Annotated in this window: 28 protein-coding genes and 1 other RNA gene; 22 read left to right on the forward strand and 7 right to left on the reverse strand. The window is 39.4% G+C overall.

Features of this window, described 5'->3' with window-relative positions; translation table 11 throughout:
• Positions 1-39 precede the first annotated feature (39 nt).
• The 6 genes from pgdA (at position 40) to ADJ60_RS07475 (ending at position 6,490) form a co-directional block, all read left to right on the forward strand.
• Positions 40-1,431, forward strand: a complete 1,392-nt coding sequence (gene pgdA, locus ADJ60_RS07450) for a peptidoglycan-N-acetylglucosamine deacetylase PgdA (protein ID WP_049544415.1) — start codon at positions 40-42, stop codon at positions 1,429-1,431.
• A 76-nt stretch (positions 1,432-1,507) separates the two neighbouring features.
• On the forward strand, positions 1,508-2,350 hold the full coding sequence (locus tag ADJ60_RS07455) for an aldo/keto reductase (protein WP_000844580.1): 843 nt from the start codon (positions 1,508-1,510) through the stop codon (positions 2,348-2,350).
• A gap of 268 nt (positions 2,351-2,618) precedes the next feature.
• On the forward strand, positions 2,619-2,990 hold the full coding sequence (locus tag ADJ60_RS07460) for a GFA family protein (protein WP_000912013.1): 372 nt from the start codon (positions 2,619-2,621) through the stop codon (positions 2,988-2,990).
• A gap of 35 nt (positions 2,991-3,025) precedes the next feature.
• On the forward strand, positions 3,026-3,943 hold the full coding sequence (gene glyQ / locus ADJ60_RS07465) for a glycine--tRNA ligase subunit alpha (protein ID WP_000038736.1): 918 nt from the start codon (positions 3,026-3,028) through the stop codon (positions 3,941-3,943).
• Positions 3,944-4,154: 211 nt separating this feature from the next.
• On the forward strand, positions 4,155-6,191 hold the full coding sequence (gene glyS / locus ADJ60_RS07470; protein ID WP_049544416.1) for a glycine--tRNA ligase subunit beta: 2,037 nt from the start codon (positions 4,155-4,157) through the stop codon (positions 6,189-6,191).
• A 41-nt stretch (positions 6,192-6,232) separates the two neighbouring features.
• Positions 6,233-6,490: a DUF896 family protein gene (locus ADJ60_RS07475; RefSeq protein ID WP_049544417.1), complete on the forward strand. Its 258-nt coding sequence runs from the start codon at positions 6,233-6,235 to the stop codon at positions 6,488-6,490.
• Between the two features lie 114 nt (positions 6,491-6,604).
• Here ADJ60_RS07475 and ADJ60_RS07480 read toward each other — a convergent pair whose 3' ends face one another.
• Genes ADJ60_RS07480 through ADJ60_RS07490 form a run of 3 tightly spaced genes read right to left on the reverse strand, consistent with a single transcriptional unit; the run spans position 6,605 to position 9,450 of the window.
• The gene (locus ADJ60_RS07480) at positions 6,605-7,843 is read right to left on the reverse strand and encodes an NAD(P)H-dependent oxidoreductase (protein ID WP_004256847.1); all 1,239 of its coding nucleotides are present in this window, start codon (positions 7,841-7,843) and stop codon (positions 6,605-6,607) included.
• Between the two features lie 18 nt (positions 7,844-7,861).
• Positions 7,862-8,467 (reverse strand): NADPH-dependent FMN reductase, encoded by a 606-nt coding sequence (locus tag ADJ60_RS07485; RefSeq protein WP_049544419.1) that lies wholly within the window; start codon positions 8,465-8,467, stop codon positions 7,862-7,864.
• A gap of 59 nt (positions 8,468-8,526) precedes the next feature.
• The gene (locus tag ADJ60_RS07490) at positions 8,527-9,450 is read right to left on the reverse strand and encodes an FAD:protein FMN transferase (RefSeq protein ID WP_049544421.1); all 924 of its coding nucleotides are present in this window, start codon (positions 9,448-9,450) and stop codon (positions 8,527-8,529) included.
• A gap of 297 nt (positions 9,451-9,747) precedes the next feature.
• Between ADJ60_RS07490 and nox the strand changes: the two genes are divergently transcribed.
• The 5 genes from nox (at position 9,748) to ADJ60_RS07520 (ending at position 15,362) form a co-directional block, all read left to right on the forward strand.
• Positions 9,748-11,127 (forward strand): H2O-forming NADH oxidase, encoded by a 1,380-nt coding sequence (nox, locus tag ADJ60_RS07495; RefSeq protein WP_000036778.1) that lies wholly within the window; start codon positions 9,748-9,750, stop codon positions 11,125-11,127.
• Positions 11,128-11,280: 153 nt separating this feature from the next.
• Positions 11,281-12,156 (forward strand): pyridoxal 5'-phosphate synthase lyase subunit PdxS, encoded by an 876-nt coding sequence (pdxS, locus tag ADJ60_RS07500; RefSeq protein WP_000138517.1) that lies wholly within the window; start codon positions 11,281-11,283, stop codon positions 12,154-12,156.
• Entirely contained in the window at positions 12,157-12,738 is a 582-nt protein-coding gene (gene pdxT / locus ADJ60_RS07505) for a pyridoxal 5'-phosphate synthase glutaminase subunit PdxT (RefSeq protein WP_049544423.1), read from the forward strand.
• 558 nt (positions 12,739-13,296) lie between these two features.
• Positions 13,297-14,028, forward strand: a complete 732-nt coding sequence (locus ADJ60_RS07515) for an ABC transporter ATP-binding protein (RefSeq protein ID WP_049544425.1) — start codon at positions 13,297-13,299, stop codon at positions 14,026-14,028.
• 17 nt (positions 14,029-14,045) lie between these two features.
• A complete protein-coding gene (locus ADJ60_RS07520) occupies positions 14,046-15,362 on the forward strand; it encodes a hypothetical protein (protein WP_049544428.1) in 1,317 nt (438 codons plus the stop codon).
• Between the two features lie 233 nt (positions 15,363-15,595).
• Here ADJ60_RS07520 and trhA read toward each other — a convergent pair whose 3' ends face one another.
• On the reverse strand, positions 15,596-16,243 hold the full coding sequence (gene trhA, locus ADJ60_RS07525; protein WP_049509562.1) for a PAQR family membrane homeostasis protein TrhA: 648 nt from the start codon (positions 16,241-16,243) through the stop codon (positions 15,596-15,598).
• Positions 16,243-16,686, reverse strand: a complete 444-nt coding sequence (locus tag ADJ60_RS07530) for a DUF1836 domain-containing protein (protein ID WP_049544431.1) — start codon at positions 16,684-16,686, stop codon at positions 16,243-16,245. The genes trhA and ADJ60_RS07530 overlap by 1 nt, the downstream gene beginning before the upstream one ends.
• A gap of 134 nt (positions 16,687-16,820) precedes the next feature.
• Here ADJ60_RS07530 and ADJ60_RS07535 point away from each other — a divergent pair, with 134 nt between their 5' ends.
• From ADJ60_RS07535 to trxB, 7 genes are all read left to right on the forward strand, one after another.
• Entirely contained in the window at positions 16,821-17,315 is a 495-nt protein-coding gene (locus tag ADJ60_RS07535) for a GNAT family N-acetyltransferase (protein WP_033677458.1), read from the forward strand.
• Positions 17,315-17,833: a methylated-DNA--[protein]-cysteine S-methyltransferase gene (locus ADJ60_RS07540; protein ID WP_049544433.1), complete on the forward strand. Its 519-nt coding sequence runs from the start codon at positions 17,315-17,317 to the stop codon at positions 17,831-17,833. Before ADJ60_RS07535 ends, ADJ60_RS07540 begins: the two co-directional genes overlap by 1 nt.
• A gap of 5 nt (positions 17,834-17,838) precedes the next feature.
• Entirely contained in the window at positions 17,839-18,195 is a 357-nt protein-coding gene (locus ADJ60_RS07545) for an arsenate reductase family protein (RefSeq protein ID WP_000889091.1), read from the forward strand.
• Between the two features lie 157 nt (positions 18,196-18,352).
• A complete protein-coding gene (locus ADJ60_RS07550; RefSeq protein WP_001103447.1) occupies positions 18,353-19,153 on the forward strand; it encodes an amino acid ABC transporter permease in 801 nt (266 codons plus the stop codon).
• On the forward strand, positions 19,153-19,896 hold the full coding sequence (locus ADJ60_RS07555) for an amino acid ABC transporter ATP-binding protein (protein WP_000590965.1): 744 nt from the start codon (positions 19,153-19,155) through the stop codon (positions 19,894-19,896). The genes ADJ60_RS07550 and ADJ60_RS07555 overlap by 1 nt, the downstream gene beginning before the upstream one ends.
• A gap of 77 nt (positions 19,897-19,973) precedes the next feature.
• Complete coding sequence (locus ADJ60_RS07560) at positions 19,974-20,198, forward strand: DUF4059 family protein (RefSeq protein WP_000926599.1); 225 nt, start codon at positions 19,974-19,976, stop codon at positions 20,196-20,198.
• Positions 20,199-20,263: 65 nt separating this feature from the next.
• A complete protein-coding gene (gene trxB / locus ADJ60_RS07565; RefSeq protein ID WP_038806262.1) occupies positions 20,264-21,175 on the forward strand; it encodes a thioredoxin-disulfide reductase in 912 nt (303 codons plus the stop codon).
• A 39-nt stretch (positions 21,176-21,214) separates the two neighbouring features.
• On the opposite strand, the gene rlmB is transcribed toward trxB, so the two are convergent.
• Together rlmB and def are read right to left on the reverse strand one after the other, a co-directional pair.
• Positions 21,215-21,943 (reverse strand): 23S rRNA (guanosine(2251)-2'-O)-methyltransferase RlmB, encoded by a 729-nt coding sequence (rlmB, locus tag ADJ60_RS07570; RefSeq protein ID WP_000855747.1) that lies wholly within the window; start codon positions 21,941-21,943, stop codon positions 21,215-21,217.
• A gap of 44 nt (positions 21,944-21,987) precedes the next feature.
• Positions 21,988-22,599 carry a peptide deformylase gene (def, locus tag ADJ60_RS07575; protein WP_045611905.1) on the reverse strand — a complete coding sequence of 204 codons (612 nt, stop codon included), beginning with the start codon at positions 22,597-22,599 and terminating at the stop codon, positions 21,988-21,990.
• Between the two features lie 174 nt (positions 22,600-22,773).
• Here def and ADJ60_RS11160 point away from each other — a divergent pair, with 174 nt between their 5' ends.
• The 4 genes from ADJ60_RS11160 (at position 22,774) to ssrA (ending at position 25,994) form a co-directional block, all read left to right on the forward strand.
• Positions 22,774-24,099: a CapA family protein gene (locus tag ADJ60_RS11160; protein ID WP_080983362.1), complete on the forward strand. Its 1,326-nt coding sequence runs from the start codon at positions 22,774-22,776 to the stop codon at positions 24,097-24,099.
• Between the two features lie 21 nt (positions 24,100-24,120).
• A complete protein-coding gene (locus ADJ60_RS07590) occupies positions 24,121-24,948 on the forward strand; it encodes an HAD family hydrolase (protein ID WP_049544436.1) in 828 nt (275 codons plus the stop codon).
• A 1-nt stretch (position 24,949) separates the two neighbouring features.
• Positions 24,950-25,585 (forward strand): SGNH/GDSL hydrolase family protein, encoded by a 636-nt coding sequence (locus ADJ60_RS07595; RefSeq protein WP_049544438.1) that lies wholly within the window; start codon positions 24,950-24,952, stop codon positions 25,583-25,585.
• A gap of 61 nt (positions 25,586-25,646) precedes the next feature.
• Positions 25,647-25,994, forward strand: a transfer-messenger RNA (tmRNA) gene (ssrA, locus tag ADJ60_RS10820).
• The last annotated feature ends 43 nt before the right edge of the window (positions 25,995-26,037 follow it).

The following is a 26,037-nucleotide window of genomic DNA, read 5'->3' on the forward strand; positions in this document are numbered from 1 at the left end:
ATAATTGAAATTATAGCCTGAATTTGATATGATATCTCTATGGATAAAAGTAGAGCAAAACGTGTTGAGCACGATAAAAAGAGAATCGGTTTAATAGCCCTGGTAGCTATCTTTTCAGTAAGTATTTGCGTCCTTGGTTCAATGATTGGATACAAAGTATATACAAAGCAAAGTTTCGAACAAAAAATTGAGTCTTTAAAAAATGATAAAGATAATCAATTGAGTGAGGGAAATCAGAAAGATCATTTTCGTAAAGGACAAGCCGAAGTAATTGCCTATTATCCTCTCCAAGGGGAGCAAGTGATTTCGTCTATAAAGGGAATCATGACACAGGATATTAAAGACAATCTAGAGGATAAGGAAAATCTGGTTTTTTATTATACGGAGAAACAGGATTCGACTTTAAAAGGGATTGTCAACCGAAGTGTGATGAAACAAGTCTATGATTTAACTTCGTCAAAAGTTGAAGAGACTGAAAAAACTAGTCTGGCAAAAGTCCATTTGACAGAAGATGGCAAACCGTTTACACTTGATCAATTATTTTTAGATGCAAGTAAAGCCAAAGAACAGCTGATTAAAGAAATGACCTCTTTCTTACAAGATAAGAAATTGGAGCAAGAAAAGATTGATCAAATTGTTAAAGGCTTCTCTGACCAAGACTTGTCTGCATGGAATTTTGATTACAAGGATAGTCAGATTATCCTTTATCCAAGTCAGTCAGTTGAAAATCTAGACGAGATTGCCTTGCCAGTATCTAGTTTCTTTGAAGTTATTCAGTCCTCTTATTTATTAGATAAGGATGCAGAGCTATATAAGGCTTATTATGAAAAGAAAAATCGTAAAGTAGTGGCCCTGACTTTTGATGATGGACCAAATCCTGCAACGACAAATCAAGCATTAGATACTCTTTCCAAGTATGGTATCAAGGCAACTTTCTTTGTGCTAGGTAAGAATGTTTCTGGAAATGAAGAGATTTTGAAACGCATGAAATCGGATGGACATGTCATTGGAAACCATAGTTGGAGTCATCCAGTGCTTTCAAAACTTTCCCTTGATGAAGCTAAAAAACAAATTACTGATACTGAGGATGCGCTAACTAAGGTGCTGGGTTCTAGTTCTAAACTTATGCGTCCACCTTATGGGGCTATTACAGATGACATTCGCAATAGTCTCGATTTGAGCTTTATTATGTGGGATGTAGATAGTCTGGACTGGAAGAGTAAAAATGAAGCATCTATTTTGACAGAAATTCAGCGTGAAGTCAAGAATGGTTCTATTATTCTCATGCATGATATCCATGTTGAGACAGTGAATGCTTTACCCAAGGTCATTGACTATTTGAAAGGTCAGGGTTATGACTTTGTGACAATTCCAGATTTGTTAGACTCTCGTCTTAAAGCTCATCAGATCTATTACGACCGCAATCAATAATACACAAAATCTAAAGAGAAAAGTTTTCCTTGAAAATTTGGCTCTTTGGATTTTCTTCTCATAGAAAGGAAAAATAATGAAATCTTATACTTTAAACAATGGTGTTACAATTCCAGTACTGGGATTTGGAACCTGGAAAGCTGAAAATGGAGAGATTGCATATCAAGCTGTACTAGAGGCTTTAAAGGCAGGCTATCGCCATATCGATACGGCAGCTATTTATAAAAATGAAGAAAGCGTTGGTCGTGCCATTCAAGATAGTGGAGTTCTGCGTGAGGAAATTTTTGTAACCAGCAAACTCTGGAATACAAATCATAGCTATGAGCAAGCTCGTCAGGCTTTTGAAGAGTCTTTAGAGAAGCTGGGCTTGGAATATTTGGATTTGTATTTGATTCATTGGCCAAATCCAAAACCGCTCAGAGAAAATAACCACTGGAAAATCCGAAATTCAGAAGTTTGGAGAGCGATGGAAGACATCTATCAAGAAGGCAAAATCCGTGCTATCGGTGTTAGTAATTTCCTTCCCCATCATTTGGATGCCTTGCTTGAAACAGCAAAAATTCTTCCAGCGGTCAATCAAGTTCGTTTGGCTCCAGGTGTGTATCAAGAGGAAGTCGTAGATTACTGTCGAGAAAAAGGAATCTTATTGGAAGCTTGGGGCCCTTTTGGTCAGGGAGAACTGTTTGATAGCAAGCAAGTGCAAGAAATCGCGTTAAATCACGGTAAATCGGTTGCTCAGATAGCCTTGGCCTGGAGCTTAGCAGAAGGATTTTTACCACTTCCAAAATCTGTCACAGCTTCTCGTATTCAGGCTAATCTTGATTGCTTTGGAATTGAACTGAGTCATAAGGAATGTGAAACCTTAAAAACAATTGTTGTTCAGTCTGGTGCTCCACGAGTTGATGATATGGATTTCTAGAAAATCATAAAAAGAATTGTACATTGTGCTAATTTTTGATATAATAGTCAGCAGGAAAGAAAGTCTTATGGCGTTCTTCAAGCGAACTTGGGATAGTGGGAGCCAAGTAGGGCAAAATAAAGAACTGGCGCTTTCTGTAATATTTTTAAAAACAATGAAGTAATAAATTAGGGTGGAACCGCGTTTCTGACGCCCCTAGTCGCAAGGCTTGGGTGTTGAAATTCGGTTCTTTTTGAATTCGTCTAATGCCTAAGTAGAAAGGAGCATAATGCTTAAAGGATCTTGTTTATGTAAAGCAGTGACCTACACTCTAGATGAGGAATTATCGGAATTAGTTTTTTGTCATTGCTCATTTTGTCGGAAAGCAACTGCGTCTGCCTATACAGTTAATGCTAAAGTTAGCAGTGAAAAGCTAGTATTGCATGGAAAAGAAAAGCTTGTTTCCTATAGTTCTTCTCCAGGAAAACAGCGTTATTACTGCCAGAACTGTCATAGTCAAATTTTCACTGTTCAAGAAAATATACCAGAAGTCTGTGCTTTGAAATTAGGTACAATAGATGAAAGCGATCAGAATTTACAAACTGTTCCTAAACGTCATATTTTTCAGGACCCAGCCTTTTCTTGGTTGCTTGAAAAATAAATCTAAGAAGATAATATAAATTAAAGGAGTATTCAATGTCTAAGAAATTAACATTTCAAGAAATTATTTTGACTTTGCAACAATTTTGGAATGACCAAGGTTGTATGCTTATGCAGGCTTATGATAATGAAAAAGGTGCGGGAACAATGAGTCCTTACACTTTCCTTCGCGCTATCGGACCTGAGCCATGGAATGCGGCTTATGTAGAGCCATCACGTCGTCCTGCTGACGGTCGTTACGGAGAAAATCCTAACCGTCTTTACCAACACCACCAATTCCAGGTGGTCATGAAGCCATCTCCATCAAACATCCAAGAACTTTACCTTGAGTCTTTGGAAAAATTGGGAATCAATCCTTTGGAGCACGACATCCGTTTTGTTGAGGATAACTGGGAAAACCCATCAACTGGTTCAGCTGGTCTTGGTTGGGAAGTTTGGCTTGACGGTATGGAAATCACTCAGTTCACTTATTTCCAACAAGTCGGTGGATTGGCAACTGGCCCTGTGACTGCTGAAGTTACTTATGGTTTGGAACGCTTGGCTTCTTATATCCAAGAGGTTGACTCTGTCTATGATATCGAATGGGCTGATGGTGTAAAATACGGAGAAATCTTCATCCAGCCTGAGTACGAACACTCAAAATATTCATTTGAAATTTCGGATCAAGAAATGTTGTTGGAAAACTTTGATAAGTTTGAAAAAGAAGCTGGTCGTGCTTTGGAAGAAGGTTTGGTTCACCCCGCCTATGACTATGTTCTCAAATGTTCACATACCTTTAACCTGCTTGATGCGCGTGGTGCCGTATCCGTAACCGAGCGTGCAGGCTATATCGCTCGTATCCGTAATTTGGCCCGTGTTGTAGCCAAAACCTTTGTCGCAGAACGCAAACGCCTAGGCTACCCACTTTTGGATGAAGAAACACGAGCTAAACTCTTAGCAGAAGACGCAGAATAAAGAGAGTGACAAATTACGAAAATGGGCGAACAGAGTGAGCCCTGAGCCAGTTGCCGCAGTGATGAAGGTATCCTTAGTGAAACTAAGGATACTAGGCAAAATTGGAGACTTTTGGCTCCAATTTTAGCAATGAAACAACGAAGTTGGTTGCTTGCGTGCCAATCACATAAGGCAAACTGGAAAATAAAAAGATATTTTTCGGAGAAAAAACATGACAAAAAACTTATTAGTAGAACTCGGTCTTGAAGAATTACCAGCCTATGTTGTCACACCAAGTGAAAAACAACTAGGCGAAAAAATGGCAGCCTTCCTTAAGGAAAACCGCCTGTCTTTTGAAGCCATTCAAACCTTCTCAACACCACGTCGTTTGGCTGTTCGAGTTACTGGTTTAGCAGACAAACAGGTTGATTTGACTGAAGATTTTAAGGGGCCAGCAAAGAAAATTGCCTTGGATAGTGATGGAAATTTTACCAAAGCAGCTCAAGGATTTGTTCGTGGAAAAGGATTGACTGTTGAAGATATCGAATTCCGTGAAATCAAGGGTGAAGAATATGTCTATGTTACTAAGGAAGAAATTGGTCAAGCAGTTGAAGCCATTGTTCCTGGTGTTGTAGATGTCCTGAAGTCCTTGACTTTCCCTGTCAGCATGCACTGGGCTGGAAATAGCTTTGAATACATTCGTCCTGTTCACACTTTAACTGTTCTTTTAGATGAAGAAGAATTTGATTTGGATTTCCTTGATATCAAGGGAGGTCGTGTGAGCCGTGGTCATCGTTTCTTGGGGAAAGAAACCAAAATTCAGTCAGCATTGAGCTATGAAGAAAATCTTCGTAAGCAGTTTGTAATCGCAGATCCACGTGAACGTGAGCAAATGATTGTTGACCAAATCAAGGCAATCGAAGCTAAGCATGGTGTACGCATCGAGATTGATGCTGACTTGCTGAATGAAGTCTTGAACTTGGTTGAATACCCAACTGCCTTTATGGGAAGTTTTGATGCCAAATACCTTGAAGTTCCAGAAGAAGTTTTGGTGACTTCAATGAAAGAACACCAACGTTACTTTGTTGTTCGTGATCAAAACGGCAAACTCTTGCCAAATTTCATTTCAGTCCGTAACGGAAACGCAGAGCATTTGGAAAATGTTATCAAAGGAAATGAAAAAGTTTTGGTAGCTCGTTTGGAAGACGGTGAATTCTTCTGGCGTGAAGATCAAAAATTGGTTATTTCTGACCTTGTAGAAAAATTAAACAACGTCACCTTCCATGAGAAAATTGGTTCCCTTCGTGAACACATGATTCGTACGGGTCAGATTGCTATTCTCTTGGCAGAAAAAGCTGGTTTGTCAGCGGATGAAACGATTGACTTAGCCCGTGCAGCAGCCATTTACAAGTTTGACTTGTTGACAGGTATGGTTGGCGAATTTGACGAGCTCCAAGGAATTATGGGTGAGAAATATGCCCTTCTTGCTGGGGAAACTCCAGCGGTGGCAGCTGCTATTCGTGAACACTACATGCCTACATCAGCCGAAGGAGAACTTCCAGAGAGCAAGGTTGGAGCCATTCTAGCCATTGCAGACAAATTGGATACGATTTTGAGCTTCTTCTCAGTAGGCTTGATTCCATCAGGTTCTAATGACCCTTATGCCCTTCGTCGCGCGACTCAAGGTGTGGTTCGTATCTTGGATGCCTTTGGTTGGCACATTGCTATGGATGAGCTGATTGATAGCCTTTATGCTTTGAAATTTGACAGCTTGACTTATGAAAATAAGACAGAGGTTATGGACTTTATCAAGGCTCGTGTTGATAAGATGATGGGCTCTACTCCAAAAGATATTAAGGAAGCAGTACTTGCAAGTTCGAACTTTGTTGTGGCGGATATGTTGGAAGCGGCAAGTGCTCTCGTAGAAGCAAGCAAGGAAGAAGACTTCAAACCATCTGTTGAATCACTTTCTCGTGCCTTTAACTTGGCTGAGAAGGCAGAAGGAGTTGCTACAGTTGATTCAGCTCTCTTTGAGAATGACCAAGAGAAAGCCTTGGCAGAAGCAGTAGAATCACTTGTTTTGTCAGGGACTGCCAGTCAGCAATTGAAACAACTCTTTGCTCTTAGCCCAGTCATTGATGCATTCTTTGAGAATACCATGGTTATGTCTGAAAATGAAGCAGTCCGTCAAAATCGTTTGGCAATCTTGTCACAACTAACCAAGAAAGCAGCTAAGCTCGCTCGTTTTAACCAAATCAATACTAAATAAACTCAGTCAAACGGACTGTATCTTATCACAAAGGAGAAGAAATGGATCCGAAAAAAATCGCTCGTATCAACGAGCTTGCCAAAAAGAAAAAAACAGAAGGCTTAACTTCTGCTGAAAAAGTGGAACAAGCTAAACTTCGTGAGGAGTACATCGAAGGGTATCGTCGCACTGTTCGTCACCACATCGAAGGGATCAAAATTGTGGACGAAGAAGGAAACGATGTTACACCAGAGAAACTACGTCAAGTCCAACGTGAAAAAGGATTACATGGTCGTAGTCTCGATGATCCAAATTCATAATAAGTATTCTTTCTTTTAACAAAGATAGATGAAATAATACCAAAAGACTAGCAGTTTTTGTCTGCTAGTCTTTTTTCGCTAAAAAAGGAACCAATATGGTTCCCAAAACTATTATTAGTTACTTGCTCCAGATGTAGCGTCTGCGCCACCACCGTGGCCTCCAGCATCACCTGAATCAGAAGCTCCAGATGTAGCGTCTGCGCCACCGTGTCCTCCAGCAGGAGCTGCAGCATTTCCACCAACTAGACGTTGACCAGTTGTATTGAGGTACCAGTCAAGCCATGGTTGGAAATTAAAGATGATTTCATTGATTCCAGCATATGAACCATCTGGATAGTACATTGCTTGGTAATTATGGGTATTAATAACGCCTTCTGGTGTTCCTGGCACAATTGTACGGACATATTCTTGGTCTCCGTTACGCAATACGCCGACAACCCATTCAACGTTTTTCATTCTAGAATCTGGCAATGTACCGTGTACTGTTCCTAATCTATTTCCTGATTGAGCACGTACACGTTTACCAAACATTGTATCTGGGTCTTGGTGTGCGTTATTAAAGTACAAGAATTGATTATTATCATCTGCAAATGTCAATTCAAATGGCATTGCTTTCAAGAACATGTCAAGTTGGTTAACTGTCAAGATACCGTGGTCTAATTTAACGTAAGTATCTCCAGAAACAGCTCCAACAAGTTCAGCAGCTTTTTCTACCCATTCAGGATCATCTGGATCAACACCTTGGATAGTAGTTGCAATTGAATTTGTACAATATAAATCTTCTGGCTCAATTGGTTTTGGTTTTTTCAATTTTGAAACGACTCCCACATATTTTACAAAGTTGTCCAAGCATGTTTCAAGGAAATTAACAGTTCCTTCATTCGTGATATTTCCATTAACATCAAAAGCCTCTTTAGCTTTACCAAGAAGGAATTCATTTCCTGGAAGAGTGTAGGCATTGACACCTGGAGCGTCAAGAATCTTACGAAGGTGAACTTGGGCACGAGAAGTACCTTGGTCGTAGTAAGAAGCTCCCACAATCATGACTGGTTTGTTTTCAAATGGATGAACCTCGTATGAAAGCCATTCAAGAACTGATTTAAGAGAAGCTGAGATTGTGTGGTTGTGCTCAGGAGTAGCAATAATGACACCATCAGCACGCGTAATTCTGTTATACAAGAGACGCAATTGGAAGCTTTCGTCCCATTTTTCGTCTTGGTTGAACATTGGAACTTCATCAATTTCGAGAACTTCTAATTCAAATTTGAGTTTGAAGTGACGACGGATGAATTCCAAGAGTTTACGGTTATATGATTGATCGTAGTTTGATCCTACAAGTCCAACAAATTTCATTCTTTTTGGTCTCCTATCTTACAAATTTTCCCAGTCAAAATCTTCGGCATCTTTGCGAAGTAATTCTTTCGCATTGCGCAATTTTTCTGTAATTTTTACAAAGATACGGTAGTCGTCAAAAATGGCATCCATTTTTTGAATAACATCAAGATCCACTAAATCTCCATTGTTATTGAAGGCTTGGAGAGAATGAGAAAGTAAGAATTCGTCTGGTAGGACGCTTGCCTTGATTTCTGGTGCATTCAAGATTTGACGAAGTTGTAATTGGGCACGAGATGAACCAAGTGTCCCGTATGAAGCACCGGTAATCATGATTGGCTTATTCAAAAGTGGATAAACACCGTAAGATAACCAAGCGAGAGCACTCATCAAAACAGCTGGGATAGAGTGGTCATACTCAGGAGTACCGATAATAACGCCATCTGCCTCTTCAATTTTAGCAGCAATTTCCAGAATTTCAGCAGGCACTTGCTTGTCAGCTGGTTTATTGAAGACAGGAATGTCTTTAATTTCAACAAGTTCAATTTCAGCTTTTTCAGCAAAGTGTTTTTGCATGTATTGAAGCAATTGGCGGTTTGTAGAACGTTTTGAATTTGTTCCAACAATAGCAATAAGTTTTAACATGAGATTTCCTTTCTCTTTTTACATAATACGATTTTAAAACTCTATTGAAACATCTATTTCTATAGAGTAGGAATTCCTGAAGAACAGCTTAGGTGACCTTCCTTATCGATGAGGATAGCTTCGATGCCCTCTAAACTTTCGACTTGCCAGAGGATAGAAGCAGGTCTTTCTCCAAATAGACGAGTTGTCCATATTTCACCATCAACTGATTTATCAGAGATGATTGTTAGACTTGCTAGTTCCGTTTCAACAGGATATCCTGTTTGGCTGTCAAAAATATGATGGTAATTTTTTCCATCGACAGTCAGGTGACGTTCATAAATGCCTGAAGTCACGACAGATTTATTGACAACAGGGATGGTCATTAAGTGATTTCCCCTCGGATTGGCTGGGTCTTGAATCCCGATTTGCCAAGGCTGATTTCCTCTTGCCTGATTTTTTCCAATAGTCAGGATATTCCCTCCCAGATTTATCAAGGCAGATGTCACTCCCTCTTCTCTAAGAAATTGGGCAACTTTATCCGCACTATAACCCTTGGCTAAACAACCAAGATCAATCTTCATTCCTTTTTGTTTTAAAAACACAGTGGAAGTGGAAGAATCTAACTCGATATAATGAGGATTGATTAAAGGTAGCACCGATTCAATTTCTTGAGGCTGGGCGACCTTGGCATCTGAAAAACCGATACGCCAGGTTTGAATTAAGGGACCAATGCTGATATTGAGATGACTAGAGGGCGCTAGGCTATGCTCTAATCCAAGTGAAATCAATTCAAATAAATCAGGATGAACTTTGACTGGAGTTATTCCAGCTTGATAATTGATTTCCATCAACTCAGACTCTTGGCTATTGGCATTGAAGCGGTATTCAAGCTCTCTGAGTAAATCAAAGGATTTCTGGAGCAAGCTATCGGCTCGCTCATCCACTAATGAAATAGTGATAGTGGTTCCCATTAGGCGTTCAGAATGTGAACTAAGAGGCAAGCTACCAACTCCTTTCTCTTATGAAAAGAAGGATGAAATATAGTAAATTTAACCCCTTACATTTTCTTTCCATGATACTAGCATACCATAAAGTCAGCGTTTTCACAAATAAAATTTGTAAACTTGTCAAGAAATATGCTCAGAAAATAAAGAGCAATTGTAAGAAAGGCTGATAAAATACAGATTATTTACATTTTTTTACAAAAAAATCGGGAAAATTAGCTAAACTCTTGTAAACGCTAACAGTAAATGTTATACTAGAAGAGTAAATTTAAAATTGAAGGTAGGAATTTTTCTATGAGTAAAATCGTTGTAGTTGGTGCTAACCACGCTGGTACAGCATGTATTAATACTATGTTGGATAATTTTGGAAACGAGAACGAAATCGTTGTTTTTGACCAAAACTCTAACATCTCTTTCTTAGGATGTGGAATGGCCCTCTGGATTGGTGAACAAATTGACGGTGCTGAAGGCTTGTTCTATTCTGATAAAGAAAAATTGGAAGCTAAAGGTGCTAAGGTATACATGAATTCACCAGTTCTTTCAATAGACTATGATAACAAAGTAGTTACAGCGGAAGTTGAAGGAAAAGAGCACAAAGAATCATATGAAAAATTGATTTTCGCTACAGGTTCTACACCAATCTTGCCACCAATCGAAGGTGTTGAAATTGTTAAAGGAAACCGTGAATTTAAAGCAACTCTTGAAAACGTACAATTTGTGAAATTGTACCAAAACGCTGAAGAAGTGATTCACAAATTGTCTGATAAGAGTCAACACCTTGACCGAATCGCCGTTGTTGGTGGTGGTTATATCGGTGTTGAACTTGCTGAAGCCTTTGAACGTCTTGGAAAAGAAGTTGTCCTTGTTGATATCGTTGATACTGTTTTGAACGGTTACTATGACAAAGACTTCACACAAATGATGGCGAAGAACTTGGAAGACCACAACATCCGCTTGGCGCTTGGTCAAACTGTTAAAGCAATCGAGGGTGACGGTAAAGTTGAACGCTTGATTACTGATAAAGAAACTTTTGATGTGGATATGGTTATCCTTGCAGTTGGTTTCCGTCCAAACACAGCCCTTGCTGATGGAAAAATTGAACTCTTCCGTAACGGTGCCTTCCTTGTAGACAAAAAACAAGAAACATCTATCCCAGGCGTTTACGCAGTAGGTGACTGTGCGACTGTTTATGACAACGCTCGTAAAGACACTAGCTACATTGCGCTTGCTTCAAACGCTGTTCGTACTGGTATCGTTGGTGCATATAACGCATGTGGACATGAATTGGAAGGAATCGGTGTTCAAGGATCAAACGGTATCTCAATCTACGGTCTTCACATGGTTTCAACTGGTTTGACTCTTGAAAAAGCTAAAGCTGCTGGTTACAATGCAACTGAAACAGGCTTTAACGATCTTCAAAAACCAGAATTCATGAAACATGATAACCATGAAGTAGCCATCAAGATTGTCTTTGACAAAGATAGCCGTGAAATTCTTGGTGCACAAATGGTTTCACGCGATTCTGCAATCAGCATGGGAATCCACATGTTCTCACTTGCTATCCAAGAACATGTGACAATTGATAAATTGGCATTGACAGACCTATTCTTCTTGCCACACTTCAACAAACCATATAACTACATCACAATGGCTGCCCTTACAGCTGAAAAATAAAATTTGATGAACTATCTGGCCTTAAGCTAAGGTCAGATAGTTTTTTTAGCCAATCTGTACCCACACAATTACGTTTTTTTTATCTTGTACTTCATTTTAATCTAACTTAAAATGAAATGGTAGCTACCAATATAAATAATGAGGATAAAATAAATGACTGAAAATCGTTATGAACTAAATAAAAACTTGGCACAGATGCTCAAAGGTGGGGTTATCATGGACGTTCAGAATCCTGAACAGGCCCGCATTGCAGAAGCTGCTGGTGCGGCTGCTGTTATGGCCTTGGAGCGGATTCCAGCTGATATCCGTGCAGCTGGTGGTGTTTCCCGTATGAGTGATCCAAAGATGATTAAGGAAATCCAAGAAGCGGTTAGTATTCCAGTAATGGCCAAGGTCAGAATCGGGCATTTTGTTGAAGCTCAGATTTTAGAGGCTATTGAGATTGACTATATCGATGAGAGTGAAGTTTTATCTCCAGCAGACGACCGTTTCCATGTGGACAAAAAAGAATTCCAAGTTCCTTTTGTCTGTGGGGCTAAGGATTTGGGGGAAGCCTTGCGTCGTATCGCTGAAGGTGCTTCTATGATTCGTACCAAAGGAGAACCGGGTACGGGGGATATCGTCCAAGCTGTTCGTCATATGCGTATGATGAATCAGGAAATTCGCCGTATTCAAAACTTACGAGAGGACGAACTTTATGTTGCTGCTAAGGACTTGCAGGTACCTGTAGAATTGGTTCAATACGTCCATGAACATGGAAAATTGCCAGTTGTAAACTTTGCGGCTGGAGGCGTTGCAACGCCAGCAGATGCTGCGTTGATGATGCAATTAGGGGCAGAGGGTGTCTTTGTCGGTTCAGGTATTTTCAAGTCAGGAGATCCTGTTAAACGAGCGAGTGCCATTGTCAAAGCGGTAACTAACTTCCGTAATCCTCAAATCCTAGCTCAAATCTCTGAAGATCTAGGCGAAGCCATGGTTGGTATTAATGAAAATGAAATTCAAATTCTCATGGCAGAGCGAGGAAAATAGATGAAAATCGGAATATTGGCCTTGCAAGGGGCCTTTGCAGAACATGCAAAAGTGCTAGATCGATTAGGTGTCGAGAGTGTTGAAATCAGAAATTTAGAAGATTTTCAGAAACATCAGAGTGATTTGTCGGGTTTGATATTACCTGGTGGGGAGTCTACAACCATGGGCAAGCTCTTACGAGACCAAAACATGCTGCTTCCCTTTCGAGAAGCCATTCTATCTGGTTTACCAGCCTTTGGAACCTGTGCAGGTTTGATTTTGCTGGCTAAGGAAATTACTTCTCAGGAAGAGAGTCATCTAGGAACTATGGATATGGTGGTCGAGCGCAATGCCTATGGGCGCCAATTAGGAAGTTTCTACACGGAAGCAGAATGTAAAGGAGTTGGTCAGATTCCGATGACTTTTATCCGTGGTCCGATTATCAGTAGTGTTGGAGAAGGTGTAGAAATTCTAGCAACAGTTGATAATCAAATCGTTGCAGCCCAAGAAAAAAATATGTTGGTAACTTCTTTTCATCCAGAATTGACTGATGATGTGCGCTTGCACCAGTACTTTATAAATATGTGTAAAGAAAAAAGATAGTAAAAAAGCGCAAAAAATCACTTCCTGTGCTATACTGTAATTGAAATTTTTTTAGTTTTTGCGTTAGAACTGTTTCCTCAGTCCTAGCGCCTTTTCTTTTTGATAAGTCTGCTTGGTGGAGAGTAGTTTGTAAACGATTCTGAGAATCTTATGAGCACAAGCAATGACGGCTTTCATCTTGCTTCCTCTTTGGGAAATTCGATTGTAAAACTCTAAGCAGGCTCTGCCTGCTTAGAGTTTTCATATGCTACTATCTTTGTTATAGCTAACTTAAATTCTCATTTATTAAGTATACCTAAGTTTTATGTTTAAATTTTGTATAGAATAGTTGTATCACTTAACAAAGCTATGTTTACGCTTTCAATCAAGTCTCATTTATGATACTATTATGGTAATAGAAAAAATTCTTAGTTCGCTAAAGACCTTTATTCGAGATCCAGAGGAAATAGAAATTTTATCCATTAAAAATACGTTTCATAAGTTACTTACTTGATATTAATAGAATTCCAATATTGTATAATTAAATCAAAGATGACACTGGAATCAGGAGGATTTATTATGGTTAATAATGTAGCTGTTAAAGTCTCAAACCTTTCAAAAGAATTTTTGTTAGGGCAAGACAAAACTGTCTCTATTTTGAAAGATGTTTCTTTATCTGTCAATTATGGAGAATTTGTATCAATACTTGGTGTCAGTGGTTCTGGAAAGTCTACTTTGCTAAGTTGCTTATCAAGTTTATCTGAACCAACAAGTGGCGAAGTTGTTATCAATGGTGTAAATCCATATACCTTAAAAGAAGGAAAGCTTGCTAAATTTAGAAGACAAGATATTGCAATAATTTTTCAAAACTATAATCTGGTACCTGCTCTACCTGTACTAGAAAATGTTACACTTCCTCTGAGACTCTCAGGAAAGAGTGTTGATAGCAATAAAGTAAAAAAAATGTTGGATAGTTTGAATTTTAAAGCAGAACTATCATCATTAGTTGCTACCTTATCAGGTGGAGAACAGCAAAAAGTGGCTATTACTCGTGCAATAATAGCTGATAGTAAAATTATTTTTGCTGATGAGCCAACAGGAGCTCTGGACAGCGTCTCAAGAAAACTTATATTTGAAACACTTCGTAATTTAGCGAGTCAAGGAAAATGTGTTCTTATGGTCACTCATGATATTGAGTTGGCTTCAAAAACTGACAGAGCACTCATTTTAAAAGACGGAAAGATATCTCGACAAATTATTAAACCTTCAGCTGATGAGCTCTACCAAGCACTTGAAAGTAGTAAAGATTAATTTGAGGAGGATTTATTATGCTAAAATTAATCATTTACCAATTTCAGTACTCAAAAAGACAATGGTTAGGAACAATACCATTACTATTTGTATCTAGCCTGATTGTTGGAACATCTTTATTTGGTATTGCTAGTTCAATCAAGACTGCTAACATTAACGCTTCACAACTTTTTCAAATGCTAATAATTTTTGGCGGGACTACTCTATTTTTCCTTATTTCAAATAATATAAGACTGCTAATAGATATCTTTAAAAAGGATTACCAATTATGGGCTATCTTAGGCGCAAGCAGAACTCAGCTATCTTTATTAGTATCTGGACAGTTCTATTTAATGGCAGTGATTGTTAGTAGTATTGGTACAATACTTTCATTTATCATAGCAGATAGTTATTACAAATTTTTACAAAATTTATTAGGAAGAGATGAGTTACCTGATTTAGTTATTACAGCCAACATTCAATCAATTTTATTGAGTGTTTTTATAGTCCCAACAATTGTCGGTATAGGAGCTTACTTTTATTCAAGTAGAATACTTAAAATATCATCAATAATAAAACCAAAAAAGAAAAAAAGAAAAGTTACAGTAACTGGATTTGTTAACATCTCTGTTCGTTTATTCCTATGGTTACTATGTATAGGTTCTATTGTTTCAGCAGGTTTTATCAGAAACAAAGAAATAATTGAAAAACAGTCAAGCATAATATTATTTTTATTAATTATTCACATCCTTATTATTCAATCACTATCTCCATCAATTCAAATGTTTCTGATAAAATTTTTAATGAGGATACTTCCAACTGAAAATTATGTAATTAATACAGGCTTTTGGAATCTACTATCCAATCCTAGCTATTTGAAAAGTATACAAACTTCAATGAGCATGGGAGTAACTCTCATTTCTGGGTTTATTCTTTACACCCAAAATATGTATTCATTCATGAATACAGCAAACGGAGTAAACGAAGCAAGAGCTTCCTTTATTGCTTATATGTCTGCTCCAATTATTCTGATTATTACTAGTTCTATTTCTCTTACAATTTTATCTTCTAATAAAGATATTGAGGACATTAAACAGTTAAAGACACTGGGAGTGTCAAGATTACAACTTTTTAAAATACGTATAGGCGAGGCAATAATACATTCGGTGTTAATTTTATTAGTGTCAGTAATTTTCAATTTAATTATTTTAATTTTAGTTAGCTTTATTGGCCAATTTTTAGGCCGTAGTTTAGTAGATATATCAGGTTTCTGGCAACCGAGTCTTATAGTTATTTCTTTGTTAGTTATTTTTTATAGTATTACAAAGGGATTCTATATATTTCGAGATAGATAAATTGGAATAGTTACTGATTCAAAAAGAACACACTTATTGACATTGAAACCAAAGCAGTACTAAAACTAAAGAGTCTGGGACAAAAGTCTAACCTTAAATATAAAAAGCGAACAAAACGAGTTATCTGACACTCAGAATTCTGTCTTGTTCGCTTTTTTTGTATAATCTATCGATTTTTAAAATTTATAATAAAGAATTCCTAAAATGAAAAACTTTTTGCCCCAGGCTCTTTTTTACATGTAATAAACAATGGCAATGTATTGGAGGGCAGATGCGGCTAGGATAAAGAGATGCCAAATCATGTGGAAATAAGGTTTTTTCTTGGCATAAAATCCAGCTCCAACTGTATAAGAGAGTCCACCAGTTACCATGAGGCTCCAAAAGATTGGTGTTGTTTGACTGATAATGGCAGGAATGATAGCCAGAACCAACCAGCCCATAATCAGGTAAAGAGCAAGGCTGAATTTCTCATTGACCTTTTTAGCAAATATTTTATAGAGAATGCCAAAGATAGTCGTTCCCCACTGAATGGCAATAATCAGATAGCCAAACCAGTTATTCATTAAGGTTAAGACGACGGGCGTATAAGAGCCTGCGATAGCCACATAAATCATAGAATGGTCGATGATTCGCAAGACATATTTGTGGGTCGAACCATAGGCCATAGAGTGGTAAATGGTGGATGAGAGGAACATGAGAAACAGACTGATGACGAAAATGGAAACGCCGATAGAGGATAAAAATCCGTGTGCTTCATAACTATAGGTGGATGAAATAGGCAGTAAGATGAGCATGATGACTGCACCTACGGCATGAGTCACGCTATTAGCAATCTCCTCTCCAAAACTAAGTTGTTTACTGAGTTTAAGACTAGTATTCATTAGATTTCCTCCTCTTCAGTATGATGGATTAAGGCTAGAGTTTGATGATAGAGTTTAACAGTTTGGCAGCTACTTTGGATAATAGGATTTTCTGGATCAATCCCATTGTTCATGTAGTTCACAAAAGCGTCGTAGAGCTGGTCTGAACTGGCTTGACTTTGGAGAGTATTCAGTGTCTGAGCGATTTCTTGAATTGAAAAGACAGATTTGAGGGTTGTGATAGCAATCAGACGGGCAATCTGTTGGCGTTGGTATTTTTTCTTGTCAGGCTTTGTCAGGTAACCATGTTTCACATAATTATTGACCATAGATGCTGTTAGGCCCTTGTCTTTATCAGCAGAGATAGAGGCGCAGACCTGATTGACATAGAGCAAAACTTGGTCCAGATAGAGGTCGATGTTTGGAATTTCTGCCCATTTTGGGAAGGAAAAGGTAGTTTTCATTTCCAACTCCTTTTTATCTAGTTTTAATAACTAGATTATAAAATAACAAAAATAGAAAGTCAAGTTTTAACTGCTTGTAGAAAGACTTAAATTATGCTATGATGGGAGAAACTAGTCAGAAATGAGGAGAAAAGATGGAAATTCGTTTAGCTTTTCCAAATGAAGTAGATGCTATTATGCAGGTGATGGAGGATGCTAAAAAATGTTTAGCAGATGCTGGTAGTGACCAGTGGCAAAATGGCTATCCAAATGCTGATATTATTATTGAAGATATTATCTCAGGTCAAGCCTACGTAGCCTTGGAAGAGGGAGAACTACTAGCATATGCAGCTGTGACCAAAAGTCCAGAGGCAGCCTATGAAGCCATTTATGAAGGGAAATGGCAAGCTGGAGAGTCAGAGTACCTAGTCTTTCACCGTATTGCTGTGGCAGCAGATGTCCAGGGACAGGGAGTTGCTCAAACCTTCTTAGAGGGCTTGATTGAAGGTTTTGATTATCTAGATTTTCGCTCAGATACGCATGTTGCAAACAAGGCCATGCAGCATATCTTTGAAAAACTAGGTTTTAAACAGGTTGGTAAGGTTCCAGTTGATGGCGAACGCTTGGCCTATCAAAAATTGAAGAAATAATGCAAAAGAAGTACGCAAAAATGCTTTACTCTTCGCCAATTGGCTCCTTTTCTCTCGTAGCTGATGACCATTATTTGTATGGCATTTGGGTGCAGGAGCAGAAGCATTTTGAGAGGGGACTAGGAGATGAGACGATAGAAGCAGTTGTTAGTCATCCCATTTTAACCCCAGTTATTGCTTGCTTAGATGATTACTTTAAAGGCAAGTCTCAGGATTTATCCAACTTGCCCTTAGCTCCAATCGGAACAGATTTTGAAAAGAGAGTTTGGTCCTATTTACAGGGAATTCCTTATGGTCAGACAGTGACCTATGGACAAATAGCTCAAGAGCTACAAGTGGATTCTGCTCAAGCAATTGGTGGAGCAGTGGGGCGCAATCCTTGGTCTATCCTAGTACCTTGTCATCGTGTGCTAGGAGCAGGCAAGCGTCTGACAGGGTATGCTGCAGGAGTGGAAAAGAAAGCTTGGCTCTTGGAGCATGAAGGCGCAGATTTTAAAGATAGAAACAATAGAAAGTGAAACACATGTTAGAATTTATCGAATACCCAAAATGTTCAACTTGTAAAAAAGCAAAACAAGAATTAAACCAACTCGGTGTGGACTACAAAGCTGTTCACATCGTAGAAGAAACACCCAGCCAAGAAGTCATTTTAAATTGGCTAGAGACCTCAGGGTTCGAGCTAAAGCAATTTTTCAACACCAGTGGAATCAAATACCGTGAATTGGGGCTGAAAGATAAGGTAGGAAGCCTGTCAAACCAAGAAGCGGCTGAGTTGCTAGCAAGTGACGGTATGTTGTTAAAACGGCCAATTTTAGTAGAAAATGGAACTGTTAAGCAAATTGGTTATCGAAAAGCTTATGAAGAATTGGGATTGAAATAGTTTTTATCTATCTCTTTGATAGATAAAATATATAACCTCCCTGTTTCAAAGTATGATAAACTAGTAGGTAGACAAAGTCTGTATCTGACCGTAGCAAATAATTTCATTGACGGCAGAAGTATGGTAGAATGAATCATTATCAGGAGAGGATGTTTTTATGAATGTTACAACGATTTTAGCATCAGATTGGTATCAAAACTTGATGCAATTGATTCCGGATGGCAAGCTTTTTAGCCTGCGTTCGGTCTTTGATGGAATTCCAAGAATTGTCCAACAACTTCCAACAACGATTATGTTGACAATTGGTGGTGCCCTTTTTGGCTTGGTTTTGGCGCTGCTTTTTGCCATTGTGAAAATCAATCGTGTCAAGATTTTATATCCCTTGCAGGCCTTCTTTGTTAGCTTCTTAAAAGGGACACCGATTTTGGTGCAACTCATGTTGACCTACTACGGAATCCCTTTGGCTTTGAAAGCTCTCAATCAGCAATGGGGTACTGGTTTCAATATCAATGCGATTCCAGCGGCTGTTTTTGCGATTGTAGCCTTTGCCTTTAATGAGGCAGCTTATGCTAGTGAAACCATTCGTGCAGCCATTCTCTCAGTCAATCCTGGTGAGATTGAGGCGGCACGCAGTCTGGGGATGACCCGAGCGCAAGTTTATCGTCGAGTGATTATTCCAAATGCAGCGGTGGTAGCTACTCCAACCTTAATTAACTCCCTCATCGGCTTGACCAAGGGAACTTCCCTAGCCTTTAGTGCGGGTGTTGTGGAAGTCTTTGCCCAAGCTCAGATTTTAGGTGGGGCTGATTACCGCTATTTTGAACGCTTTATCTCCGTTGCTCTTGTTTATTGGGTAGTCAATATTGGAATTGAAAGCCTCGGTCGTTTCATCGAGAGAAAAATGGCTATTTCTGCACCTGATACAGTGCAAACAGATGTGAAAGGAGACCTTCGTTAATGATTAAGATTTCGAATTTAAGCAAATCCTTTTCAGGACAGACTGTCTTGGATCATCTGGACTTGGATATTCAAAAAGGGGAAGTTGTAGCCTTGATTGGTTCTTCAGGAGCTGGAAAATCAACCTTCCTTCGCAGTCTCAATTATCTTGAAACACCTGACAGTGGCTCTATTCAGATTGATGATTTCTCAGTTGATTTTTCAAAAATCACTCAAGAAGAAATCCTTGCCCTACGCCGTAAGCTGTCTATGGTTTTCCAACAGTTTAATTTGTTTGAACGCCGAACAGCACTTGATAATGTGAAAGAAGGCTTGGTTGTTGTCAAGAAATTGTCTGACCAAGAAGCGACTAAGATTGCCAAGGAAGAGTTGGCTAAGGTTGGGCTTTCTGACCGTGAAAACCATTACCCTCGCCATTTATCAGGTGGACAGAAGCAACGGGTTGCCTTGGCGCGTGCTCTCGCTATGAAACCAGATGTCTTACTCTTAGACGAACCAACTTCAGCACTTGACCCAGAATTGGTTGGTGAAGTAGAAAAGTCTATTGCAGATGCTGCTAAGTCAGGTCAAACTATGATTTTGGTTAGTCATGACATGTCCTTTGTAGCCCAAGTGGCTGATAAGATTCTCTTCTTAGATAAGGGGAAAATCATCGAGTCTGGAACACCGGATGAGATTATCCACCATCCTAAAGAAGAGCGGACAAAAGAATTCTTCGCTAGTTACAAACGGACTTATATTTGATATAATAGATAAAGGAAAACTCAGTTAGTTGGACTAGCTGAGTTTACTCTTTAAAAAAGATAGAAATGAGAGAAATCATGCTACTGCAACTATTTTCTTTATATTTCGAGAGTTTGATCTTGACCACCATCCTCGTCCTGATTTTTTTAGGGATTTGGATTGGACTGAGAGCCATGTCGGGAGTTGATAAGACAGCTAAGGCTCGCCAAGCCCATCTCTATGATATGATTATGATTGGGGTCTTGGTTGTTCCAGTATTATCCTTTGCGGTTATGAGTTTAATTCTTGTTTTCAAGGCATAATCCTTGCTTGATTGACAAGAAAGAGTTAGAATAAAGACAGTTACAACAAGAAAGAAGGAATCTATATGTACGATACTATTATTATCGGTGCTGGACCTGCAGGTATGACTGCAGCCTTGTATGCTGCTCGAAGCAATCTAAAAGTAGCCTTGATTGAAGGTGGTCTGCCAGGTGGTCAGATGAATAATACATCTGATATTGAAAATTACCCTGGATACGCTAATATTAGTGGGCCAGAATTGGCAGAAAAAATGTTTGAACCGCTTGAAAATCTTGGTGTTGAGCACATTTATGGTTATGTTGAAAATGTAGAAGACCATGGTAATTTTAAGAAAGTGATTACTGATGATCAAACATATGAAACACGTACAGTTATCGTAGCAACTGGCTCTAAACACCGTCCTTTGGGAGTGCCTGGAGAAGAAGAACTGAACAGTCGTGGTGTTTCTTACTGTGCCGTGTGTGATGGTGCTTTCTTCCGTGACCAAAATTTGTTGGTAGTTGGTGGTGGAGATTCAGCTGTTGAAGAAGCCCTCTTCTTGACTCGTTTTGCTAAGACTGTTACCATTGTTCACCGTCGTGACCAACTTCGTGCTCAAAAGGTTTTACAAGACCGCGCCTTTGCGAATGAGAAAATCAGCTTTATCTGGGATTCTGTAGTCAAGGAAATCAAGGGTGAAAACCGAGTAGAATCTGTCGTATTTGAAAATGTGAAAACAGGTCAAGTGACAGAACAAGCCTTCGGTGGCGTCTTTATCTATGTTGGATTGGACCCTCTTAGCGATTTTGTTAAAGAATTGAATATCCAAGATCAGGCTGGCTGGATTGTGACAGATAACCACATGAAAACTGCAGTTGATGGTATCTTTGCCGTTGGAGATGTTCGCTTGAAAGACCTTCGCCAAGTAACAACAGCAGTTGGAGATGGAGCTATCGCTGGTCAAGAAGCTTACAAGTTTATTACAGAACATAGTTAATCATAAAAAAGTTTCCAATCAGATGACTGGAAACTTTTTTTATAGTCTATTTCGGAAAACTTCGTACATGAGAATGGCTGCAGCAACACTGGCATTAAGGCTTTGAACATGTCCATTCATGGGAATAGTAATCATTTCATCGACCTGTTTTTTGATGTTGGTAGAGATGCCTTTTCCTTCATTTCCGATGATGAGGGCGATTTTTCCTTTTGTATTCCACTTATGGCAAGGAGTACCGTTCATATCTGTTCCAAAGGTCCAGAAGCCTTCACCCTTGAGTTTGTCTAGAGTTTGGCTCAGATTGGTTACGCGGGCAATTGGAACGTGTTCAATAGCACCTGTGGCCGTTTTGGCAACGACAGGAGTAACTCCGACAGCACGGTGCTTGGGAATGATGACACCTGAAACGTTGGTCGCATCAGCTGTTCTCAAGATGGAACCTAGATTATGAGGGTCAGTTAACCCATCCAGAATCAATAGAAGTGGATTTTCTTCTTGGCGTGTTTTGGCAAGGATTTGGTCCAGTTCGCTATAGGCAAATTCGGATACTCGTAGAACGAAACCTTGGTGGACAGCACCTTCAGTCATCTCAGAGAGGGATTTTTTTGAAGTCCAAGAAATGGATACTTTTTTTTCTGTAGCCAGTTCCTTGACTTTCTCAACATTCTTACCTCGGAGATCTTCTTGGAGGTAAAGTTTGTTCCCTGTGTTTGCAAGGAGGGCTTCGGTAACGGCGTGGACGCCATAGACAATATCATTTGTTTTCATGCCTCTATTATAACACAAAACCCCGTCTTGCAACGGGATTTTATTTATTCAAGAATCAGTAGACCATCTTTAACTTCAAATGGGTCTTTTTCATTGATACGATCGTAAAACATGATTCCGTTGATGTGGTCAATTTCATGCTGAACAACGATGGAGTTGTAGCCTTTGAGTTTGATACGGTGTTTTTCTCCATCCTTGTCAAAGTAGTCAACCGTAACGCGGGCATGGCGAACTACATAGCCAGGTACGTTGCGGTCAACAGACAGGCAACCTTCTCCTTCACCAAGAGCAGCGTCTTGAACAGAGTGAGAGACGATTTTTGGATTGTACATAATAGCTTGCAAGTCGTAAGCTTCCTGTGGAGTTTCGCCTTCTTCGACAATGTTTGGCACCAAAACAGCGATAATACGTTTTGATATATCTAATTGAGGGGCAGCAAGTCCAACCCCACCGCGTAGTCCCATTTTTTCAGCCATGACAGGATCTTGGGAATGTTTGAGGAATTGCATCATCTTTTCGCCAAGGATGATTTCCTGATCAGACAAGGGGAAAGTGACTTCCTCAGCAACCGCGCGTAGAGTAGGATTCCCTTCGCGGATAATATCGTTCATATCAATTAAGTGAGCAGCTTTTGTAATACGTTCTATAGCAGACATTTTCTCTCCTTTCATTACCTCTACATGATATCACAAAATGACAAGGATTGAAAGCATTACGGCATCGAGCTTTTATAGAAAATGCCTACTAGGTTCGATTCAATTGTGAAAGAATTACTTATCTGTGATATAATAAAAAGAAAAGGCTTGCATTAGAAAGTGGGGAGAATGAAGATGCAAAGAAGACAAGATAGACATAAACGTGGACCAGTTTTTCGTTTTATGAGGGGTTTTGTAAACTTTTTTAGGAGTTACCGCAAGTGGAGTAATAAGGGATTTGTGGCGATACTCTTGCTAGCTGTTGCTTTATCAATGGGCTTGGTCTTGTTGTTTGAAAGTTTCCAAGGAATCCCCTTAACCAGTCAAAAAAAGGATGCCATTTCTCAAGAAGCAAATAAGACGAATCAAAATTCTAAAGATCAGGAAGAGGAAAAAACTGCTAGAATTATGGCCAACGGGGACCTCCTCTATCATATTCCCATCTATCGTTCTGCTTTAAAAGAAGATGGAACCTATGATTTTCATGAAAATTTTGATTATGTGAAACCATGGCTCAAACAAGCAGATCTGATTATAGGCGATTTTGAAGGTACGGTAAACAAGGACCACTATTTGGCTGGTTATCCTCTTTTTAATGCACCTGGCGAAGTTATGGATGCCATCAAGGATGCCGGTTATCAAGTGCTAGACTTGGCGCATAACCATATCCTAGATTCACAAATAGAAGGTGTGGTCTCAACAGCAGATGCTATTGAGAAGGCAGGAATGACACCTATTGGAGTGTATACGCATGAGTCCCGTGATCAAGCTCCACTGGTTATCAAGGAAGTGAACGGTATTAAGGTTGCACTTTTGGCCTATTCTTATGGTTTTAATGGAATTGAGCAAAATATTTCTCAAGAAGACTATAACCGCTATCTTTCAGACCTAAATGAAGACAAGATGAAGGCTGAAATTGAACGAGCAGAGAAGGAAGCAGATATCACCATTATCATGCCTCAGATGGGTGTGGAGTATCGCTTGGAACCAACTGAAGAACAAAAGGCTCTTTATCACAAGATGATCGATTGGGGAGCTGATATTATCTTTGGAGGGCACCCTCACGTAGTTGAACCATCTGAAACGGTTGAAAAAGATGGAGACAAGAAACTCATTATCTATTCAATGGGGAACTTCATTTCCAATCAACGAATTGAAACCATGCAAGATGAAGAGAATGCTAAGTGGACAGAGCGTGGCGTGCTCATGGATGTGACTATTAAGAAAAAAGCAGGTAAGACGACAATAGAAACTGCCAAAGCACATCCTTCTTGGGTAAATCGTACACCAAAAGGAACCTATTCTCCAGAAGGTTATCCACTCTTCCTTTACCAAACCTATATCTTAGAAGATTTTATCGAGGGTGGTAGTCATCGTGACCAGTTAGATGAAGCGACTAAGGAACGAATTGATACAGCCTATAAAGAAATGAACGAACATGTGGGATTGAAGTGGGATTAGCTTGAATCCAGAGGGAAGTAAATGACGATTAAAATAATTGCGACAGATATGGATGGGACCTTGCTGGATGCTAGAGGCCAGCTTGATCTTCCACGCTTGGAAAAGATTTTAGATCAGTTGGATCAAAGGGGTATTCGTTTTGTCATCGCGACGGGCAATGAAATTCATCGCATGAGGCAACTACTGGAGCACTTGGTCGATCGAGTGGTTCTGGTTGTTGCAAACGGTGCTCGTATTTTTGAAAACAATGAACTGATTCAGGCTCAGACTTGGGATGATGCCATTGTCGATAAGGCTTTGACTCGTTTCAAGGATCGAGCGTGTCAGGACCAGTTTGTTGTAACGGGGATGAAGGGTGGTTTCGTCAAAGAAGGTACGATTTTTACAGATCTTGAAAGTTTTATGACTCCAGAAATGATTGAAAAATTCTACCAACGGATGCAATTTGTGGACGAATTAACCTCTGACCTCTTTGGTGGTGTGCTCAAGATGAGTATGGTTGTTGGTGAGGAACGTTTGAGTTCGGTCTTGGAAGAAATCAATGAACTCTTTGATGGCCGTGTTCGTGCTGTATCGAGTGGCTATGGTTGCATTGATATCCTTCAAGCTGGGATTCATAAAGCATGGGGCTTGGAAGAATTACTCAAGCGTTGGGACTTGAACCCCCAACAAATCATGGCTTTTGGTGACAGTGAAAATGATGTTGAAATGCTTGAAATGGCTGGAATTGCCTATGCAATGGAAAATGCTGATGATAAGGCCAAAGCTGTGGCGACGGCTCTAGCGCCAGCCAACAGCCAAGGCGGAGTTTATCAAGTCTTGGAAAACTGGTTAGAAAAAGGAGAATGAAGTGGCAGTACAGTTATTAGAAAATTGGTTACTAAAGGAACAAGAAAAAATCCAAACCAAGTATCGTCACTTAAATCAGGTTTCTGTTGTAGAACCAGACATTCTTTTTATTGGGGATTCCATTGTCGAATATTATCCTCTGCAGGAACTATTTGGGACTTCGAAGACGATTGTCAATCGAGGCATTCGAGGGTATCAGACAGGGCTGTTACTAGAGAATCTAGATGCGCATCTTTACGGTGGAGTAGTAGATAAAATTGTCCTTTTGATTGGGACAAATGATATCGGAAAAGATGTGCCTGTGAATGAGGCTCTCAATAATCTTGAAGCTATTATTCAAACTATTGCTCGCGATTATCCATTGACAGAGATGAAATTGCTTTCTATTTTGCCAGTCAATGAGGGAGAGGAGTACAAGCAGACAGTCTATATCCGCACGAATGAAAAAATTCAGAAATGGAATCAAGCCTATAAAGAACTTGCTTCTGCCTATATGCAGGTAGAATTTGCGCCAGTTTTTGATAGTTTGATAGACCAAGAAGGTCAACTCAAAAAAGATTATACAACTGATGGGTTGCACCTTAGTGTTACTGGTTATCAGGTTTTGACCAAAGCTTTGAAAGACTATCTTGTGTAGTTAGTTGATTTCCTTTTTGCATTTTTGAGTTAGATAAGGTATAATGGTTTTATTGTCTTTTGGGGTCGTTACGGATTCGACAGGCATTATGAGGCATATTTTGCGACTCGTGTGGCGACGTAAACGCTCAGTTAAATATAACTGCAAAAAATAACACTTCTTACGCTCTAGCTGCCTAAAAACCAGCAGGCGTGACCCGATTTGGATTGCTCGTGTTCAATGACAGGTCTTATTATTAGCGAGATACGATCAAGTCTTGTCTAGCGGCTTGATAAGAGATTGATAGACTCGCAGTTTCTAGGCTTGAGTTATGTGTCGAGGGACTGTTAAACTAATACATAACCTATGGTTGTAGACAAATATGTTGGCAGGTGTTTGGACGTGGGTTCGACTCCCACCGGCTCCATTATTCCTTTGCATTCTTTTGCATTCCTTGGTAAAACGTTGTTAAA

This window comes from Streptococcus pseudopneumoniae (assembly GCF_001076775.1).
In the GTDB taxonomy this organism is placed as follows: domain Bacteria; phylum Bacillota; class Bacilli; order Lactobacillales; family Streptococcaceae; genus Streptococcus; species Streptococcus pseudopneumoniae_G.

Excerpts from the sequence above, each read along its gene's own strand:
- pgdA (WP_049544415.1), top strand. The coding sequence starts at position 40 with ATGGATAAAAGTAGAGCAAAACGTGTTGAGCACGATAAAAAGAGAATC.
- ADJ60_RS07455 (WP_000844580.1), top strand. The coding sequence starts at position 1,508 with ATGAAATCTTATACTTTAAACAATGGTGTTACAATTCCAGTACTGGGA.
- ADJ60_RS07460 (WP_000912013.1), top strand. The coding sequence starts at position 2,619 with ATGCTTAAAGGATCTTGTTTATGTAAAGCAGTGACCTACACTCTAGAT.
- glyQ (WP_000038736.1), top strand. The coding sequence starts at position 3,026 with ATGTCTAAGAAATTAACATTTCAAGAAATTATTTTGACTTTGCAACAA.
- glyS (WP_049544416.1), top strand. The coding sequence starts at position 4,155 with ATGACAAAAAACTTATTAGTAGAACTCGGTCTTGAAGAATTACCAGCC.
- ADJ60_RS07475 (WP_049544417.1), top strand. The coding sequence starts at position 6,233 with ATGGATCCGAAAAAAATCGCTCGTATCAACGAGCTTGCCAAAAAGAAA.
- ADJ60_RS07480 (WP_004256847.1), bottom strand. The coding sequence starts at position 7,843 with ATGAAATTTGTTGGACTTGTAGGATCAAACTACGATCAATCATATAAC.
- ADJ60_RS07485 (WP_049544419.1), bottom strand. The coding sequence starts at position 8,467 with ATGTTAAAACTTATTGCTATTGTTGGAACAAATTCAAAACGTTCTACA.
- nox (WP_000036778.1), top strand. The coding sequence starts at position 9,748 with ATGAGTAAAATCGTTGTAGTTGGTGCTAACCACGCTGGTACAGCATGT.
- pdxS (WP_000138517.1), top strand. The coding sequence starts at position 11,281 with ATGACTGAAAATCGTTATGAACTAAATAAAAACTTGGCACAGATGCTC.
- pdxT (WP_049544423.1), top strand. The coding sequence starts at position 12,157 with ATGAAAATCGGAATATTGGCCTTGCAAGGGGCCTTTGCAGAACATGCA.
- ADJ60_RS07515 (WP_049544425.1), top strand. The coding sequence starts at position 13,297 with ATGGTTAATAATGTAGCTGTTAAAGTCTCAAACCTTTCAAAAGAATTT.
- ADJ60_RS07520 (WP_049544428.1), top strand. The coding sequence starts at position 14,046 with ATGCTAAAATTAATCATTTACCAATTTCAGTACTCAAAAAGACAATGG.
- trhA (WP_049509562.1), bottom strand. The coding sequence starts at position 16,243 with ATGAATACTAGTCTTAAACTCAGTAAACAACTTAGTTTTGGAGAGGAG.
- ADJ60_RS07530 (WP_049544431.1), bottom strand. The coding sequence starts at position 16,686 with ATGAAAACTACCTTTTCCTTCCCAAAATGGGCAGAAATTCCAAACATC.
- ADJ60_RS07535 (WP_033677458.1), top strand. The coding sequence starts at position 16,821 with ATGGAAATTCGTTTAGCTTTTCCAAATGAAGTAGATGCTATTATGCAG.
- ADJ60_RS07540 (WP_049544433.1), top strand. The coding sequence starts at position 17,315 with ATGCAAAAGAAGTACGCAAAAATGCTTTACTCTTCGCCAATTGGCTCC.
- ADJ60_RS07545 (WP_000889091.1), top strand. The coding sequence starts at position 17,839 with ATGTTAGAATTTATCGAATACCCAAAATGTTCAACTTGTAAAAAAGCA.
- ADJ60_RS07550 (WP_001103447.1), top strand. The coding sequence starts at position 18,353 with ATGAATGTTACAACGATTTTAGCATCAGATTGGTATCAAAACTTGATG.
- ADJ60_RS07555 (WP_000590965.1), top strand. The coding sequence starts at position 19,153 with ATGATTAAGATTTCGAATTTAAGCAAATCCTTTTCAGGACAGACTGTC.
- ADJ60_RS07560 (WP_000926599.1), top strand. The coding sequence starts at position 19,974 with ATGCTACTGCAACTATTTTCTTTATATTTCGAGAGTTTGATCTTGACC.
- trxB (WP_038806262.1), top strand. The coding sequence starts at position 20,264 with ATGTACGATACTATTATTATCGGTGCTGGACCTGCAGGTATGACTGCA.
- rlmB (WP_000855747.1), bottom strand. The coding sequence starts at position 21,943 with ATGAAAACAAATGATATTGTCTATGGCGTCCACGCCGTTACCGAAGCC.
- def (WP_045611905.1), bottom strand. The coding sequence starts at position 22,599 with ATGTCTGCTATAGAACGTATTACAAAAGCTGCTCACTTAATTGATATG.
- ADJ60_RS11160 (WP_080983362.1), top strand. The coding sequence starts at position 22,774 with ATGCAAAGAAGACAAGATAGACATAAACGTGGACCAGTTTTTCGTTTT.
- ADJ60_RS07590 (WP_049544436.1), top strand. The coding sequence starts at position 24,121 with ATGACGATTAAAATAATTGCGACAGATATGGATGGGACCTTGCTGGAT.